The 18586-nt window shown below is 40.6% G+C and carries 15 protein-coding genes; 2 read left to right on the top strand and 13 right to left on the bottom strand.

The window, feature by feature from the left end; all coding sequences use genetic code 11:
* Positions 1-177: 177 nt before the first annotated feature.
* A complete protein-coding gene (locus ACTQXY_RS01010) occupies positions 178-4425 on the top strand; it encodes an acyl-CoA dehydratase activase-related protein (protein ID WP_441657911.1) in 4248 nt (1415 codons plus the stop codon).
* A gap of 68 nt (positions 4426-4493) precedes the next feature.
* Here the strand turns inward: ACTQXY_RS01010 and gpmI are convergent, their stop codons facing one another.
* From gpmI to ACTQXY_RS01060, 10 genes are all read right to left on the bottom strand, one after another.
* The gene (gene gpmI / locus ACTQXY_RS01015) at positions 4494-6032 is read right to left on the bottom strand and encodes a 2,3-bisphosphoglycerate-independent phosphoglycerate mutase (RefSeq protein ID WP_441657912.1); all 1539 of its coding nucleotides are present in this window, start codon (positions 6030-6032) and stop codon (positions 4494-4496) included.
* A gap of 103 nt (positions 6033-6135) precedes the next feature.
* The gene (locus tag ACTQXY_RS01020; RefSeq protein ID WP_441657913.1) at positions 6136-6765 is read right to left on the bottom strand and encodes an NUDIX domain-containing protein; all 630 of its coding nucleotides are present in this window, start codon (positions 6763-6765) and stop codon (positions 6136-6138) included.
* 109 nt (positions 6766-6874) lie between these two features.
* Positions 6875-7624 (bottom strand): triose-phosphate isomerase, encoded by a 750-nt coding sequence (gene tpiA / locus ACTQXY_RS01025; protein ID WP_441657914.1) that lies wholly within the window; start codon positions 7622-7624, stop codon positions 6875-6877.
* Positions 7625-7744: 120 nt separating this feature from the next.
* Positions 7745-8938: a phosphoglycerate kinase gene (locus tag ACTQXY_RS01030; RefSeq protein WP_441657915.1), complete on the bottom strand. Its 1194-nt coding sequence runs from the start codon at positions 8936-8938 to the stop codon at positions 7745-7747.
* A gap of 145 nt (positions 8939-9083) precedes the next feature.
* Entirely contained in the window at positions 9084-10097 is a 1014-nt protein-coding gene (gene gap / locus ACTQXY_RS01035; RefSeq protein ID WP_004613873.1) for a type I glyceraldehyde-3-phosphate dehydrogenase, read from the bottom strand.
* A gap of 143 nt (positions 10098-10240) precedes the next feature.
* Positions 10241-11047, bottom strand: a complete 807-nt coding sequence (locus tag ACTQXY_RS01040) for a histidinol-phosphatase HisJ family protein (RefSeq protein WP_441657916.1) — start codon at positions 11045-11047, stop codon at positions 10241-10243.
* 3 nt (positions 11048-11050) lie between these two features.
* Positions 11051-12139 (bottom strand): tRNA 2-thiouridine(34) synthase MnmA, encoded by a 1089-nt coding sequence (gene mnmA / locus ACTQXY_RS01045; RefSeq protein ID WP_412362528.1) that lies wholly within the window; start codon positions 12137-12139, stop codon positions 11051-11053.
* 22 nt (positions 12140-12161) lie between these two features.
* Positions 12162-12602, bottom strand: coding sequence for a Fe-S cluster assembly scaffold protein NifU (gene nifU / locus ACTQXY_RS01050; protein WP_004613876.1), 441 nt, complete (start codon positions 12600-12602; stop codon positions 12162-12164).
* 27 nt (positions 12603-12629) lie between these two features.
* The gene (nifS, locus tag ACTQXY_RS01055) at positions 12630-13811 is read right to left on the bottom strand and encodes a cysteine desulfurase NifS (protein WP_441657917.1); all 1182 of its coding nucleotides are present in this window, start codon (positions 13809-13811) and stop codon (positions 12630-12632) included.
* A gap of 11 nt (positions 13812-13822) precedes the next feature.
* The gene (locus tag ACTQXY_RS01060; protein WP_412362527.1) at positions 13823-14278 is read right to left on the bottom strand and encodes an RrF2 family transcriptional regulator; all 456 of its coding nucleotides are present in this window, start codon (positions 14276-14278) and stop codon (positions 13823-13825) included.
* 136 nt (positions 14279-14414) lie between these two features.
* Between ACTQXY_RS01060 and ACTQXY_RS01065 the strand changes: the two genes are divergently transcribed.
* Positions 14415-15746, top strand: a complete 1332-nt coding sequence (locus tag ACTQXY_RS01065; RefSeq protein WP_412362526.1) for a putative polysaccharide biosynthesis protein — start codon at positions 14415-14417, stop codon at positions 15744-15746.
* 14 nt (positions 15747-15760) lie between these two features.
* Here the strand turns inward: ACTQXY_RS01065 and ACTQXY_RS01070 are convergent, their stop codons facing one another.
* The 3 genes from ACTQXY_RS01070 to rny all read right to left on the bottom strand — a co-directional run bounded on the left by ACTQXY_RS01070 (position 15761) and on the right by rny (position 18531).
* Positions 15761-16303: a stage II sporulation protein M gene (locus ACTQXY_RS01070; protein ID WP_441657918.1), complete on the bottom strand. Its 543-nt coding sequence runs from the start codon at positions 16301-16303 to the stop codon at positions 15761-15763.
* 64 nt (positions 16304-16367) lie between these two features.
* A complete protein-coding gene (locus ACTQXY_RS01075; RefSeq protein ID WP_441657919.1) occupies positions 16368-16904 on the bottom strand; it encodes an NUDIX hydrolase in 537 nt (178 codons plus the stop codon).
* 73 nt (positions 16905-16977) lie between these two features.
* Complete coding sequence (gene rny / locus ACTQXY_RS01080; RefSeq protein ID WP_441657920.1) at positions 16978-18531, bottom strand: ribonuclease Y; 1554 nt, start codon at positions 18529-18531, stop codon at positions 16978-16980.
* Positions 18532-18586: the final 55 nt, after the last annotated feature.

Below are 18586 nucleotides of genomic sequence, written 5' to 3' on the forward strand. Positions count from 1 at the left end.
ATCGGGCTATTTATATTTACATAATTTTAACAATTTCTCAACCCTAAAAGCTTAAAATATTCCACATATTTTCAAATTGTGTTTTTCGACATCTTATCGTATAATGTAGGTTGTCAAAAAACGAAATCCATTTTAATAAGAAACTATCTGTTTCTTATCCATAAAAAGGAGATAGATATGAGTAACAATAATTTATATACTTTAGGAATTGATATCGGTTCCACTACTGTAAAAATTGCGATTTTGAACGAGCAAAACGAGGTGCTCTTCTCTGACTATGAGCGTCATTTTGCAAATATTCAAGAGACTCTTTCCGATTTGCTCGGACGTGCAATTTACAAACTGGGAGCCATCCACGTATCGCCGGTCATCACCGGTTCCGGTGGACTGACACTTGCAAAACACTTAGAGACACCATTTGTTCAGGAAGTCATTGCAGTATCTACTGCACTTCAAGACTATGCTCCACAGACAGACGTCGCAATCGAACTTGGTGGAGAAGATGCAAAGATTATCTATTTCGAAGGGGGCAATGTGGAACAGCGCATGAATGGGATCTGTGCCGGTGGAACCGGTTCTTTCATTGACCAGATGGCTTCTCTGTTACAGACAGACGCAACCGGTCTGAATGAATATGCAAAGAACTACAAAGCTCTCTATTCTATTGCTGCACGTTGTGGCGTATTTGCCAAATCTGATATTCAGCCATTGATCAACGAAGGGGCTACCAAAGAAGATTTGTCCGCCTCTATTTTTCAGGCTGTTGTGAATCAGACGATCAGTGGACTCGCCTGCGGGAAGCCAATCCGCGGGCATGTCGCTTTTTTAGGGGGACCTCTTCACTTCCTTTCTGAATTGCGGGAGGCGTTTATCCGAACATTGAAATTAGATGATGAGCATATTATTGCTCCGACACATTCTCATCTGTTTGCTGCAATTGGTTCTGCACTGAACTCCAAGCGAGATCTGAGTGTTTCTCTTCAGGAGTTGCAGGAGCGCCTTGCCGGACATATCCATATGGACTTTGAGGTTGAACGACTCACCCCACTATTTTCGAGCAGAGCAGACTATGATGAGTTTCAAAGCAGACACGCAAAACATCAAGTACCTGTTGCTGATCTCGCCTCTTATAAAGGAAAAGCATTCCTTGGAATTGATGCCGGTTCCACTACTACCAAGGCTGCTTTAGTCGGAGAAGACGGAACTTTACTTTATTCCTTCTATCACAGCAATGATGGGGATCCTCTTGGTACGACAATCACAGCAATCAAAGATATTTACCGTCAGCTTCCGGAAGGAGTCACGATTGCGCACTCCTGCTCTACCGGATATGGCGAAGCACTGATCAAGTCCGCTTTGCTTCTTGATGAAGGCGAAGTGGAAACGGTATCTCATTATTATGCCGCCTCTTTCTTTGAGCCGGATGTAGACTGTATCCTCGACATTGGCGGTCAGGATATGAAATGCATCAAAATTAAGAATCAGACCGTCGACAGCGTTCAACTAAACGAAGCCTGCTCTTCCGGCTGCGGTTCTTTCATTGAGACATTTGCAAAATCATTGAATTACAGCGTGGAAGACTTCGCTCATGAAGCATTGTTCGCCAACCATCCAATCGATCTTGGCACACGCTGCACCGTATTTATGAACTCAAAAGTAAAACAGGCGCAAAAAGAAGGGGCTTCCGTCCCTGATATTTCTGCCGGACTTGCCTACTCTGTTATCAAAAACGCACTGTTTAAAGTTATCAAAGTATCCGATGCTTCTGAACTTGGAAAGCGGATCGTTGTGCAGGGGGGTACATTCTATAATGATGCTGTTCTTCGAAGTTTCGAGACAATCGCCGACTGCCAGGCGGTGCGACCGGATATTGCCGGAATCATGGGGGCATTTGGCGCAGCTCTCATTGCGCGCGAACGTTTCAGTGAATGCAAAGGAACTACGATGCTTTCCATTGAAGAGATTGAGCATCTAGAGTACAATACCAGCATGGCAAAATGTAAAGGCTGTACGAACAACTGTCGTCTGACGATCAATAAATTCAGCGGCGGACGCAAATTCATTACCGGTAACCGCTGTGAACGCGGTCTCGGAAAAGAAAAATCTGACAACGGTATGCCGAACTTGTTTGCATATAAAATGCAACGTTATTTCAATTATCAGCCGCTTGAGGAATCCGAGGCAGTCCGGGGAACTGTTGGCATTCCACGTGTGCTGAATATGTATGAGAACTATCCGTTCTGGTTTACATTTTTCAACACTTTGAAATTCCGCGTAGTACTTTCTCCGGCTTCCAATCGAAAAATTTACGAACTTGGCATTGAATCAATCCCAAGTGAATCCGAATGTTATCCGGCAAAACTTGCTCACGGACATGTAGAATGGCTCATTCAGCAGGGGATTCCTTTTATCTTCTATCCTTGTATTCCTTATGAACGACAGGAATTTGAAGATGCCAACAACCATTATAACTGTCCGATTGTTACTTCTTATGCCGAAAACATAAAAAACAACATGGATGAGATCACAAACGGAAAGGTTAATTTCAAGAATCCATTTATGTCGTTTAAAAGCGAAGACACCTTATCAACCCGCCTGATTGAAGAGCTTTCTGGAGAATTTTCAATTCCGGCTGATGAGATCCGGCAGGCAGTTCACCTCGCTTGGACAGAGCTCGCCAAATGTCGCGAAGACATTCGCAAAAAAGGAGAAGAAACCATTGCATATTTGGATAAGACCGGTCAACGTGGTATCGTCCTGGCAGGGCGCCCATACCACATCGATCCTGAAGTACACCATGGAATTCCGGAACTGATCAATTCTTATGGAATCGCTGTACTGACAGAAGACTCTGTCTCTCACTTACATAAAGTAGAACGTCCGCTTATCGTAATGGATCAATGGATGTACCACTCACGATTGTACGCAGCCGCTAACTATGTAAAGACAAAAGATAATTTAGATCTGATTCAATTAAATTCTTTTGGTTGTGGTTTGGATGCAGTAACAACCGACGCAGTAGCAGATATTTTGACAAAATCCGGCAAAATCTACACTTCACTGAAAATCGACGAGGTGAATAACTTAGGTGCTGCCAGAATCCGTATCCGTTCTCTTCTTTCTGCCATCCGTGTCAGAGAAGAAAAACATACTTCACGCGAGGTTAAGCCATCCTCTATTGTGAAGGTTCCATTTACGAAAGAGATGCGAAAAAACTACACAATACTTTGCCCGCAGATGTCTCCGATTCACTTCGAGCTTGTAGAACCCGCATTCCGCTCTTGCGGCTACAATATTGAAGTGCTTGCAAATGATAATAAATCCGCGGTAAATGTGGGATTAAAATATGTAAACAACGATGCCTGCTACCCCTCCTTGATGGTAGTCGGTCAGATTATGGAGGCCATTCTTTCCGGAAAATATGACACAGATAAGATTGCCGTGATCATTTCCCAGACAGGCGGAGGATGTCGTGCTTCCAACTACATCGGATTTATCCGACGTGCATTGGAAAAGGCTGGTTATGCACATATTCCGGTCATCTCCATCAATTTAAGTGGGTTGGAAGAAAACCCTGGATTTAAGATTACACTCCCACTCGCTTTAAAAGGAATGTATGCTGTCGTATTTGGGGATATTTTCATGAGAGCACTCTATCGTGTCCGCCCATACGAAGCGGTGCCTGGCTCTGCAAATGCTCTCCATGAAAAATGGAAGAAAAAATGCATTGCATTCGTACAGAAAAAACATCCCGGCAGACGTGAATTCAGCAAAATGTGCAAGGAGATTATTGAGGACTTTGACAATCTCCCGATGTTGGATATCCAAAAGCCGCGTGTTGGAATCGTTGGTGAGATTCTTGTAAAATTCCTTCCTGCGGCAAATAATTATCTTGTAGAACTGCTGGAACAAGAAGGTGCCGAAGCGGTCGTTCCTGATCTGCTGGATTTCTTCTTATACTGTTTCTACAACAGTAACTTTAAAGCAGAAAAACTAGGTATGAAAAAATCAACTGCCCGCAAAGCAAATCTTGGAATCAAAGCACTGGAATGGCTCCGTGCCCCTGCCACAAAAGCATTTGCGAAAAGTAAGCACTTTGATTCGCCAGCGAAGATTACAGACCTTGCAGATATGGCAAAAGATATTGTTTCTCTCGGAAATCAAACCGGAGAAGGCTGGTTCTTAACCGGAGAGATGTTAGAACTCATTCATAGCGGCACAACAAACATTGTCTGCACGCAGCCCTTTGCCTGCCTTCCAAACCACGTTGTCGGAAAAGGTGTGATTAAAGAACTGAGACGACGCTATCCGCTCGCAAACGTCGTTGCCATCGACTATGATCCGGGTGCCAGCGAAGTAAACCAGTTGAATCGTATCAAATTGATGCTGTCAACTGCAAATAAAAACTTAAGCAAAAACAATTAAATCGTTTTTCAAAAAAAGACCTTGCCAAAGCTTCATGCTCCATGCAAGGTCTTTTATGTTCTCTATAATTATTTCACAAGAAGTGATGTTCCTGTCATTTCTTTTGGCTGTTCCATTCCCATTAATTCAATCAATGTCGGAGCAATATCTGCCAAACATCCGCCTTCTCTTAATTTGTATACAGGATCTGCATTTACTAAGATAAACGGAACCGGATTTGTTGTATGAGCTGTAAATGGCTCTCCTGTCTCATAGTCCACCAATTGCTCTGCATTTCCGTGGTCTGCACAGATAAACATCTGTCCGTCTACTTCTTTGATTGCTTCAACAGCTCTTCCCACACATGTATCCACTGCTTCAATTGCCTTAATTGCTGCATTTTCTACACCAGTGTGTCCTACCATATCCGGATTTGCAAAGTTGATAATGATCACATCATACTTCTCAGATTTGATTGCATCTACTAACTTGTCGCACACTTCAAATGCGCTCATCTCAGGTTGTAAGTCATACGTAGCAACCTTTGGAGATTTCACCAAGATACGGTCTTCTCCCTTATTTGGCTCTTCGACACCGCCGTTGAAGAAGAATGTAACATGTGCATATTTTTCTGTCTCAGCGATTCTTGCCTGTGTCATATCGTTTACTGCAAGGAACTCACCAAACGTATTTGTAATCTCCGTCTTATGGAAAGCAACTAATTTATTCTCAATTGTCACATCATACTCTGTAAAGCATACAAATGTTGTCTTAACTCTTTCTCCTCTGTCAAATCCTTCAAAGTTGTCATCACAGAATGTTCTTGTGATTTCTCTTGCTCTGTCCGGTCTGAAGTTGAAGAAGATAATAGAATCGTTCTCTTTAATTGTCGCAACAGGCGCTCCATCTTTTACAATCACTGTCGGTAACACAAATTCATCTGTTTTCTCTGCATCATAAGACGCCTGAACTGCGCATGGTCCACACTCTGCAGTCTCACCTTCACCTTTTACCATTGCATTGTATGCCAATTCTACACGATCCCATCTGTTATCTCTGTCCATCGCATAGTAACGTCCCATTACAGATGCAATCTCACCTACTCCGATTTCTTTCATCTTATCCGCTAATTCCTGTACATAGTCTTTTCCAGATGCCGGCGGTGTATCACGTCCATCTAGGAAACAGTGTACATATACTTTTGAAAGCCCTTGTTTTTTTGCAAGTTCTAACAATCCATAGATGTGAGAGTTGTGGCTGTGTACTCCACCGTCTGAAACTAGTCCGAACATATGGAGCGCTGAATCGTGCTCTTTTGCGTTTTTGCATGCTTCTAACAATGCCTCGTTTTCAAAGAAATCTCCATCCTGAATTGCCTTTGTAATTTTTGTCAAATCCTGATATACGATGCGACCTGCTCCCATATTCAAATGACCAACTTCTGAGTTTCCCATCTGACCTTCCGGAAGTCCCACTGCCATACCGCTGGCATTTCCTTTTACAAACGGATACTCTGCCATCAATTTATCCATTACAGGTGTCTTACCTTCAAATACCGCATTTGCCTCATGCTTATCATTCAGACCATATCCATCAAGAATCATTAAAACTGTTGGTTTCTTACTCATCTTTTCATTCTCCTTTATGTTAAACTTTTATCTTTTATCCTACCTGAATTATTTTACATGATTTTCCTTGTCGTTGCAAGTTTTTACCCATGAATTTCTCAGCTCAGATGCGTTCCTGTAAAAAATCAAATACATGTCCTTCTGGTGTATTTAAAAAATGCATGAGCATATATGCACACATAATTGCCACATTCTCTTCCTTTAAGATTCTTCGCACCTCCGCTTTATCTGCAAGCACAATCTCAATCTCCTCATTCTCCTCCTGCCCTTCTTTGGAAGGAACTCCGCTCGCATATCCATACACAGTCCCACAAGATTCATCTGTCATGCCGATCGTCGTAAAATACGGCTTTGTATACATATCCGCCGCATCAATCGGTTGAAAATCAAGTCCGGTCTCCTCTTTTAGTTCCCGCATGCCAGCCATCTTAAAGTCTTCCCCTTCATCCACAAGTCCCGCCGGAAACTCATAGATATAATCATCCAAAGGACATCTATACTGACGAATTAAGACCAGTTTTTCTTTTTTCTCTTTTTCATCTCGATAGACACTATATATAATCACTCCATCTGTCTTGTTTTCTCTTGTCTTAATCTTCAACTCTTCTATCGTCTTTGCTCTGGATGCCACAAAATAGGTACTGTGCTTCCCTGTATCACTTTTCATATCTAGCTCGTACATGTTCAAAAACTTGTTTTGTGTTGTCTGCTTAATACTTTCTACTCTTCGCATTCTAAACACACTCTCCTCTAAAAATTTGTACCACTCTGTTTCAGGAAACAACAAAGAGTCACCGACCATTCCAGCCAATGACTCCCTGTTAGTTACTAAATTTCAAATACTATTTGTAATTTACGATTTTTCCAAAATCTGGTTTTAACGATGCTCCACCAACAAGTCCACCGTCAATATCTGCCTGAGCAAATAACTCTGGAGCGCTTGCAGCTGAAACAGAACCACCGTACTGAATACGGATAGCTTCTGCTGTAGCTTCATCATAGATTTCTCCGATGCATTTACGGATTGCTGCACAAACTTCCTGTGCCTGCTCTGTTGTAGCTACTTTTCCTGTTCCAATAGCCCAAATTGGTTCGTAAGCGATTACCGCTGTCTTAGCCTGATCTGCTGTCACATCCAAGAAAGCAATTTTAATCTGCTGACGAATGAAATCAATTGTAACACCCTGTTCTCTCTGTGTTAATGTCTCTCCACAGCAAACGATTGGTGTAATGCCATGTTCGAAAGCTTTTTTTACTTTTTTATTTACAGTTTCATCTGTCTCTGCAAAGTATTCACGTCTCTCAGAATGTCCGATGATAACATATTTCACCCCAGCATCTGTAAGCATATTTGGCGCGATCTCTCCTGTATATGCTCCACTTTCTTCGAAGTACATATTTTCAGCACCGATTTCGATGTTGCTTCCTTTTGCCGCCTCGATTGCTGGAATAATGCTGATTGCCGGTACACAAAATACTACGTCCGCATCTTCTGTAGCTACTAAAGGTTTTAATTCGTTGATCAACGCAACTGTCTCACTTGGAGTTTTGTTCATTTTCCAGTTTCCTGCAATAATTTTTCTTCTTGCCATTTTTATCGTCTCCCAATTACTATTTCATTTATTATTTGTAACTGTTCAATGCGGCGCCGTCGTACAAAAAAGTACGTCAAGCCGCATCTAACGCAGTCATTTTGTCATATATGCATGCTATTACTTATCGTTAGCAGCTGCTACCCCAGGTAACTCCTTACCTTCTAAGAATTCAAGAGAAGCTCCGCCACCTGTAGAGATGTGTGTCATCTTATCACCGTATCCTAATTGGTTAACTGCCGCTGCAGAATCTCCACCACCGATGATTGTCACTGCATCTGTCTCAGCTAATGCTTTTGCTACTGCCTCTGTACCTTTTGCAAAGTTTGGCATCTCGAAGCATCCCATTGGTCCATTCCATACAACTGTTTTTGCTGTTTTTACAGTTTCAGCATACAATTTTGCTGTCTCTGGTCCGATATCAAGACCTTCCCATCCATCCGGGATTTCTCCTCTGCTCACAACCTGAATATTTGCATCATTAGAGAAATCATCTGCAACAACATGGTCTACTGGAAGTAATAATTTTACACCTTTTTCTTCTGCTTTTTTCAACATGTTTAAAGCAAAATCACAGTAATCTTCTTCTAATAAAGAGATACCTACTTTTCCGCCCATAGCTTTGCTGAATGTGTAAGACATTCCACCGCCGATGATTAATGTGTCTACTTTGTCAAGTAAGTTTTCGATTACAGAAATCTTGCTTGATACTTTCGCTCCACCCAAAATTGCAACGAATGGTCTTTCCGGATTATTTACTGCATTTCCTAAGAAATCAATTTCTTTTTGCATCAGGTAACCAACAACCGCTGTATCTACATATTTTGTAACACCTACATTTGAGCAGTGTGCTCTGTGAGCTGTACCAAATGCATCATTTACAAATACATCACATAAAGAAGCTAACTCTTTGCTGAATTGTTCTCCATTTTTTGTTTCTTCTGCTCTGTAACGAGTATTTTCAAGAAGGATAACATCTCCGTCATTCATTGCTGCTACTGCAGCCTTCGCATTCTCACCAACAACAGTTGCATCTGCTGCAAATTTTACTTCTTGTCCCAATAACTCAGACAATCTCACTGCAACTGGCGCCAATGATAATTCTGGTTTTGGCTCTCCCTTTGGTTTTCCAAGATGTGAACAAAGAATAACCTTTCCACCGTCTGCAATTAATTTTTTAATTGTAGGAAGAGCAGCTACAAGACGGTTCTCATCTGTGATTTTCCCATCAATCAATGGCACATTAAAGTCACATCTTACAAGAACTCTTTTCCCTTTTACATTGATATCATCTACTGATTTTTTGTTAAGCATAGTATTGCCTCCTTAAAAATATGATTTTATCATTGAAATAACTATACATATATGTACCATTATTTCTAAAAAAAGAGCCCGGTCCCCAATAAGACCGGACCCCTTTTTGGATCTTAAATAATTCTGAATCAAATGCAATGTAACATTATGCTAATTCAGAGAAGTATTTGATTGTTCTTACCATCTGGCTTGTGTAAGAATTTTCATTGTCATACCAAGAAACAACCTGTACTTCTGTTGTACCATTGTCTAATGGAAGAGCCATTGTCTGTGTAGCATCGAATAAAGAACCATATCTCATACCAACGATATCGCTTGAAACGATTTCATCCTCGTTGTATCCGTAAGATTCGTTAGCTGCTGCTTTCATAGCTGCGTTGATTTCATCAACTGTTACGTTTCCTTCAACAACTGCTGTTAAGATTGTTGTAGATCCTGTTGGTGTTGGAACACGCTGAGCAGATCCGATTAATTTTCCATTTAATTCCGGAATAACTAAACCAATTGCTTTTGCTGCACCTGTGCTGTTAGGTACGATATTAACAGCTGCTGCACGAGATCTTCTTAAATCACCTTTTCTCTGTGGTCCATCAAGTGTCATCTGATCACCTGTGTAAGCATGAATTGTGCACATGATACCAGATTTGATTGTAGCTAATTTGTTCAATGCGTCAGCCATTGGTGCTAAGCAGTTTGTTGTACAAGAAGCTGCTGAAATTACTGTATCTTCTGGTTTTAATGTGTCATGGTTTACATTGTAAACGATTGTTGGAAGGTCATTTCCTGCTGGAGCTGAGATAACAACTTTTCTTGCACCTGCTTTGATATGAGCTTCTGCTTTTGCTTTTGATGTATAGAATCCTGTACATTCTAATACAACGTCAACACCGATTTCTCCCCATGGAAGTTCTTCAGCGTTTGCTTTTGCATAAATTTTGATTTCTTTTCCATCTACTGTGATAGAATCTTCACCTGCTGTTACTTTATCAGCTAAAGCGTATTTTCCCTGAGATGAATCGTATTTTAATAAGTGAGCTAACATTTTTGGAGATGTTAAGTCGTTGATTGCAACTACTTCATATCCTTCTGCTCCGAACATTTGTCTGAATGCAAGACGTCCAATACGTCCAAATCCATTAATCGCTACTTTTACTGCCATGATTAATTCCTCCTAAAGTTTAATTAATTATTAATTACTGTTTCACAGCGTCTATAGTGATATTCTTTACTATGTTAAAGAATCATCAACCTATTTAAGATTGTACTAAAGATAGTACAAAAATTCAAGTCTATTTTTGAATTTTATGGAAGTTGCTTAAAAACTGGCTTTCTTTCTTTAAATTCTGTATAATATTTGAAGCCACATTCTCTCAGGATCGGAGCCACCTTTTCAAAATCATATGCAATATGTTCAGGCTTATGTCCATCTGCCCCGATTGTGATGATTTCTCCTCCAAGCTCGCAGTATCTTTTTAAAATCTCAGGATGCGGATGGCAAAATCCCAATCCATATTTAAACCCTGCTGTATTGAGCTCAATTCCTTTTCCATGTGCAATCAAATATTTTAAAATTTCGTCAATTTCATCCGAAAATTTTGTATAAGAATAATATTTTTCTTTTTCTTTTCCATATCGGACAATATAGTCAATGTGCCCCAATACATCAAAATCTTTAATTGCCCGAATGTCCGTCAGTGTCTCCAAAAACGCCTGCCGGTAAGCTTCTGAATCTGTCTTATCTTCAAAAAACTCTCCGTAATACGGATCCATCTGATTCACAACGTGTACAGATCCGATCACAAAGTCAAACGGATACGACGAGACATACTCTTTATATGCATTTCCCAAATGCGGTTGAAGTCCAATTTCCACACCAATTCGAATATCAATCTTGTCCCGATACATTTCCCGTAGTTTTTTCATTTTCCGAAAATAGGTAGCAGTATCAAATAAGAAGGGAGTTTCTTCTCCCGGAAAGTCAAAATCCTGATGATCCGTAAAACAGATTGTCTTAAGTCCCATTCTTATTGCCTCTTCAACCATTTTTTCCGGCATCGTCTCCGAATCAAACGAAAACGATGTGTGCATATGAAAATCTGCTTTTATCATATTCTATTCTCCTATAATCGTACCCCCGCCAAGAACATAATCCCCATCGTAAAAAACAACAGCCTGCCCCGGTGTCACAGCTCTTTGCTGCTCTTCAAATGTACAACGTACCTCGTCCTCTTCAGTACATTCCACTTCGCACCAAGCACCTTTGTGATTATAGCGTATTTTGGCAAATACACGGATTTTCTCTCCCTCTTTCAAATCTTCAATGGACATAAAATTCAATTGATTTGCCCGCAATGTATACGTAAGTGATTCCTCATTGCTGCCAATCACAACTTCATTCGTCTCCGGGCGGATCTCCAAGACAAAAACAGGATGTCCAAGCGACAGACCAAGTCCCTTCCTCTGTCCAACTGTATAATGGGTAATTCCTTTATGTCTTCCGACAACAGTTCCATCCGACAACACAAAATTTCCTTCTGGAATCTTTTTCTCAATTGTCTCCTCGATAAATTCCGCATAATTTCCGTCGGGCACAAAACAAATATCCTGACTGTCTGGTTTATTCGCCACTCGAAGCCCAATTTTTTCTGCAATTTCCCGCACTTCCTCTTTCGCATAAGCACCGACCGGCATCAGCGTTCTCTTCAACTGCTCCTGTGTCAGATTATAAAGTGCATATGTCTGATCTTTTGCGAGTGTGGCTGAACGTCTCAGGCTATATCTTCCATTGGGAAGTTTTTCAATTCTGGCGTAATGACCTGTTGCAATATAATCTGCTCCGATATCCATACTTCTTTTCAGGAGCGACTCCCACTTCACATAGCGGTTACATGCAATACATGGATTTGGTGTCCTTCCATTCAAATATTCATCAACAAAATAGTCAATTACATTTTCTTTGAACTCTTTCTTAAAATTCATAACATAATAAGGAATCCCCAAATCACTTGCAACTCTTCTGGCATCATCTACCGCTGTCAAACCGCAGCATCCTCCATTTTCTTCCTGTATGACTCTGTCTTCATCCTGCCAAATCTGCATCGTCACGCCGATCACATCATATCCTTGTTCTTTTAAAAGATACGCCGCAACTGATGAGTCTACACCGCCCGACATTCCGACAACTACTTTCTTTTTTTCCATCTGGCTCCCTCTGTTCTATCTCTTAGTATTCTTCTTCCTCTTCTTCATCTTCATGAATATCTGATTTTGGTTTTTCCAAACCTTCAATTTTAATTCCGTGTTTTTCTGCGTAATCCCAAAGCGCAGCATGGATTGCTTCCTCTGCAAGCAGTGAACAATGTACTTTTACCGGTGGAAGTCCGTCCAGCGCTTCCATAACCGCCTTGTTTGTGACTTGAAGTGCATCGTAGATGCTTTTTCCTTTTACAAGTTCTGTCGCCATACTGCTTGTAGCAACCGCTGCTCCACAACCAAATGTTTTGAATTTCACATCTTGAATAATCTGGTTGTCATCGATGTCAAGATAGATTCTCATAATATCTCCACATTTTGCGTTCCCTACTGTACCAACACCACTGGCGTTTTCAATTTCTCCTACGTTTCTTGGATTTTGAAAATGATCCATTACTTTTTCTGTATACATATCTAATTCTCCTTTTATTCATTTTTATTATTTCTGTTTTTTTACAAAATCTTCATACAGTGGCGACATGCTGCGAAGCTGTGCCACAATCTCTTTCAGACAATCTACCACATAGTCAATCTCTTCTTTTGTTGTCTCTTCGCTCAATGTCAGTCTTAACGATCCATGCGCGATTTCATGTGGCAAACCGATTGCCAAAAGAACATGCGACGGATCCAAAGACCCTGATGTACAGGCTGATCCACTGGAACCGCAAATTCCTTTCATGTCGAGCATAATCAAAAGCGATTCCCCTTCAATAAACTGAAAACTGAAATTTGCATTGTTCGGAAGGCGGTCAGTTCTATGTCCATTCAGTCTGCAGTACGGAATCTCCGCAAGCACACGTTCAATCAAATGATCTCTCAATTCAATCTCTTTTGCCGTACGCTCTTTCATTGTGCGAACTGCTCTTTCAACCGCTGTTCCAAGTCCGATAATTCCAGGTACATTCTCTGTTCCTGCACGACGTTTTCTCTCCTGCGCTCCTCCGTGTACAAAAGAACGAATCTTTACTCCTTTTCGGATATACAAAAATCCAATCCCTTTTGGACCGTTTAACTTATGCCCGCTTGCACTCAGCATATCAATGTGACATTCGTCTACATTGATCGGCACTTGCCCAAATGCCTGAACAGCATCTGTGTGGAATAAAATCCCATGTTCATGTGCAATTGCACCGATCTCTTTGATTGGCTGAATCGTTCCAATCTCATTATTAGCATACATCACAGAAATCAAAATAGTCGTAGGTCTGATTGCCGCTTTCAGTTCTTCCAGTTTTACCACGCCATTCTCATCCACATCCAAATATGTCACTTCATATCCATTTTTCTCCAGATAATCGCCTGTGTGAAGAATTGCATGATGTTCAATCTTCGTTGTTATAATATGATTCCCTTTATTTTTGTAAGCCTCTGCTGTTGCTTTCAGCGCCCAGTTATCTGCTTCGGAACCGCCTGCAGTAAAATAAATGTCATTTGCACTTGCACCTAGTGCGTCTGCAATAATCTCGCGTTGTCTTGTAATCGCATCTTTATTTTTTGCCGCAAAACTATAAACGCTGGATGGATTCCCATAATTTTCTGTAAAATACGGAAGCATCGCCTCTACTACCTCCGGCGCTGTTTTTGTTGTCGCCGCATTATCTAAATAAATAAGTCTGTGCATGTTCTTTCCTCCTAATTATTACATTTTTTTTGCACTGTCAAATCTTGTTGAACTTGCTTGCTTTCCTCTACAAGCTGTTTCAAATCAATCTCATCAACGGTTCGATTAATGCTTTCATTGATCTTCTTCCACACATATTTTGTGACACAGCCCCCCGCAGCCTCACATAATTCCTCTTCGTGAAAAGCTGCACACTCTACCGGCTCTAAATTTCCTTCCAACGCTCTTAACACATCCCCGACCGAAATCTCACTGACATCTTTTGCAAGTACATAGCCGCCACCGGCTCCCCGGATACTTTTAATCAATCCGGCTTTTTTTAGCAATGCCATCAGCTGTTCCAAATATCGTTCGGATATGTCCTGCCTCGCCGAAATACTGCTGATTGAAACAGGCTCTATCTCACTATATTGAGCAATATCAATCAAAGCACGAAGACCGTAACGCCCTTTTGTTGATATTTTCAAATCTTCACCTTCTTTGGTTTATTTAATCCCTAGTGATTCACTAGGATTTATTTCCTTTGTAGAATATCACTCTCTTTGGGTTCTGTCAAGGACATTCTAGGAATATGTTATAAAGACAAAAAATTCAGGAGAACACATGTCTGAAAAACACACTATTTTGAAAGGTACATTTATTCTCACTGTCACTGGCTTTCTAAGCCGTTTTATTGGTTTTTTTTACCGTATGTTCTTAAGCCATACTTTCGGCGAAGAAAGCGTGGGACTCTACCAACTGATTTTCCCAATCTACGCACTTTGTTTTTCACTCACCACAGCCGGAATTGAAGTCGCCATTTCCAGATGTGTCGCCAGTAAGATCGCTCTTGCCAAACAAAAAGAAGCAAGACAACTTCTGTATGTCGGGCTACTCCTGTCCATCGCACTCTCCACGGTCACCGCAGCTATATTACAGGTAAATGCCTCTGCTTTTTCCATCTATATTCTTGGTGATATACGCTGTGAACCGTTACTCATTGCAATCTCCTATTCACTTCCTTTTGCATCTGTCCACAGCTGCATCTGCGGATACTATCTCGGGCGAAAACAGACAAAAATCCCGGCTCTTGCACAGCTGATCGAACAAATCGTGCGAGTCTCCAGTGTATATATCATATATATGATCGCACTAAAAAAAGAGCAGCCAATCACAATACTGTTTGCAGTAATCGGTCTTGTCATTGGAGAAATCGTTTCTTCACTTTTTTGCATACAATGTTTTACATACAGAAAAGTATTTACCCGCATTCACTTTGTCTTAAAAAACAATTTTTCTCACTTAAAAGAGCTTTTAAAACTTTCTGCACCGCTCACTGCCAACCGTATTCTTCTGAATCTTTTACAGAGCATCGAGGCAATTTCCATTCCCATACGCTTACAACAGTATGGATACACTTCCTCTGATGCACTCAGCGCATATGGAGTTCTCACCGGAATGGCTTTGCCGTGCATTCTGTTTCCATCTGCAGTTACAAACTCTGTCTCTACGATGCTCCTTCCTACAGTTACAGAAATTCAAACTTCAAACAAATGGGAACAGCTAAAGAAGCTAATTCAAAAAGTTATACTTTATTGTTTTTCTCTTGGTTTTTTTTGCTGTATACTCTTTCTTTTATTCGGGAATTGGATTGGAACTATCTTATTCCACAGTCAGCTTGCCGGAGACTTTTTACTGACCCTTTCCTGGATTTGTCCGTTTCTATATATGAATTCTACACTAATTAGTATCATAAATGGACTTGGAAATACAACAACCTCCTTTCTGATAAATACCTTAGGACTCTTCATACGCATTATCGGAGTGATTGTTTTCATTCCACAGATTGGAATGAACGGATATCTTTGGGGACTTCTTGCAAGTCAACTTTCTGTCAGCGTTCTAAGCATTCTGTATTTAAGCTGTCATTTAAAAAAACGAGAGTTTGCAACCTAACGCAAACTCTCGTTTCACAATAATCCAATAACTAATTTCATCAATATCGGATTCGTATATACTTCTAAAATTATCCCAACCGCCATAGAAATTCCTGCTACTGCCGTCTTTTTTATGTTCCATCTTCCGTTCGGATATGTGTAAAGATACCATAGCAGAATCACATACGCAAACCCATAAAAAAGAATCTGTGGCAACATTCCCACAATACACAATAGAATTCCTTTCATTCCAAGAGAAATTACAGAAGAAACTGCTACAACACCACCCGAAAAGCCTGTCCAGCCAATGCACAGTCCAACAACTGTTTTCTTCCATTTCATACATCCTAAAATACATATCATACAAAAAGGGACAAGTCTTGCTCGCAGGATATACCATAAATATTCTTCTGCCACAATATCGGTTTTAGCGTATTGCTTTAAGAAACCGTCATCAAAAATTCCGCCCGACATAATATACCTGTCAGAAATCAAATTCGCATACAAAATGCCAATCAAAAACCCCCCCAGCAGAAACATTGCAAAAAATTGATTTTTACTCCTGTATGACCTCACATATCTACCTCCCGTCTTTCACACTCCAACCTAGGATATTTCATTATATGCAAGGTCCATCCGATTATGCTTTCATTTTTACTGCATATGACATCAGCGAAGCAATCGTCTTAGAATCTTCAATCTCTCCAGAAAAAATTTTCTCTTTTAACTCCTCCATTGTGTAAGCCTCTACGTCAATTGACTCATCTTCATCCAAATTCTGCTTGGATAGTATCAAATTTTTCGCGACATATACTTCCACTCTCTCATTACAAAATGCCACCGCTGTTCTCAATGTAATCAGCCACTCTAAATTTTCTGAACGAAATCCTGTCTCTTCCTCCAATTCCCTTGCTGCACACTCTTTGCCTGGTTCCTCCTGTGTATCCAACGCCCCTGCCGGAATCTCCAATGTATATCTGTCCAACGCGTTCCGATACTGTCTTACCATCAAAATCTTTCCTTCTTTTGTAACAGGAATCACAGCAGCCGCACCTTTATGTTGCAGGTAGTCCCATTTTGCAATATGTCCGTTTACCTCAACATGATCACAATACATATCCAGTATCGTTCCTCTATATTTCAATTCTCGCTTAATTCTTTTTACTTCTTCACCCACCAAGTATCCCTCCAATATATAGAAATTCCCATATATCAACTTGATATATGGGAATCGTTTTTATTTATTGTGACTATTTTGCATAGTCTGTAACACGTGATTCACGAATCACATTCACTTTAACCTGTCCAGGATATTCCAATTCAAACTCAATTTGTTTTGAAATATTTCTAGCCATCAGTACCATGTCTGCATCAGACACTTGTTCTGGAACTACCATGACACGAATCTCTCTACCTGCTTGAATAGCAAAAGATTTATCGACACCTTTAAATTGGTTAGCGATATCCTCTAATTGTTTTAATCTGTTTGTATATGTTTCTAATGTCTCTCTTCTTGCACCAGGTCTTGCCGCAGAAATTGTATCTGCTGCCTGCACAATGCATGCAATTAATGACTCTGGCTCTACATCACCATGATGCGATTCTACCGCATTGATTACAATCGGTGACTCTTTGTATTTTCTACAAAGATCCACACCAATCTGAATATGGGAACCTTCAACGTCATGATCGATTGATTTCCCAATATCATGTAAAAGACCAGCTCTTTTGGCAACTCTGACATCCAGTCCAATCTCACTTGCTAAAAGTCCAGATAACTGTGCCACTTCCATGGAATGCTTCAACGCATTCTGCCCATAACTGGTTCTGAACTTCATCCTTCCTAACAGACGAATCAGTTCTGGATGAATACCATGTACTCCAACTTCTAAAGCTGCTGCCTCTCCCTCTTCACGAATCATCAATTCCACATCTTTTTGTGCTTTTTCTACCATTTCTTCGATTCTTGCAGGATGAATTCTTCCATCTACAATCAATCTCTCGAGCGCAATTCTCGCAACTTCTCTTCTGATTGGATCAAAACCTGATAAAACGACAGCCTCCGGAGTATCATCTATAATCAATTCTACTCCTGTCATCGTCTCGAGTGTACGAATATTCCGTCCCTCTCTACCAATAATTCTCCCTTTCATCTCATCACTTGGAAGTTGTACAACCGAAATTGTAGTCTCCGCAACATGATCTGCCGCACACTTTTGAATGGCTGTCACGACATATTCTCTTGCCTTTTTGGCAGCTTCTTCTTTTGCCTGCGTCTCCAATTCTTTAATCATCTTCGCAGTATCATGTTTGACATCTTCTTCAACAGTTTTTAACAAATAATCCTTTGCTTGTTCGGAGGTTAATCCTGAGATTCTTTCCAGTTCCTGTACTCTTTGCCGATTAAGCTCTTCTACTTTCGCTTCACGCTGCTTAATTTGCTCTTCTCTCGCCGTAAAGTTTGCTTCACGCTGCTCAATTGCTTCTGATCTTTTGTCTAAAGCTTCTTCCTTGGATAACACTCTTTTTTCATAGCGTTGTAATTCAGATCGTCTTTCCTTTGTCTCTTTTTCGAGTTCATTCTTTGTCTTGATAGACTCTTCTTTTACTTCCAAGAGAGCTTCTTTTTTCGTTGTCTCAGCAGTTTTCAATGCATCATCAATAATTTCCCTCGCTCGAGTCTCTGCACTTCCGATCTTCGAATCTGCATCTTTTGTCAAGCTTGAAACCGTCAGGAAACGAGTAATGACCGCTGCAACAATGAATGCAACTACAGCAATAATTATACTAATTATTGTTGGCACAGGAGCACCTCCTTATTTAATTTTCATTGTACAAATACAACACTTAAATTTTATA

Origin of the sequence: Faecalimonas sp. LCP19S3_D12 (genome assembly GCF_052121495.1) — a bacterium.
Taxonomy (GTDB): Bacteria; Bacillota; Clostridia; order Lachnospirales; family Lachnospiraceae; genus Faecalimonas.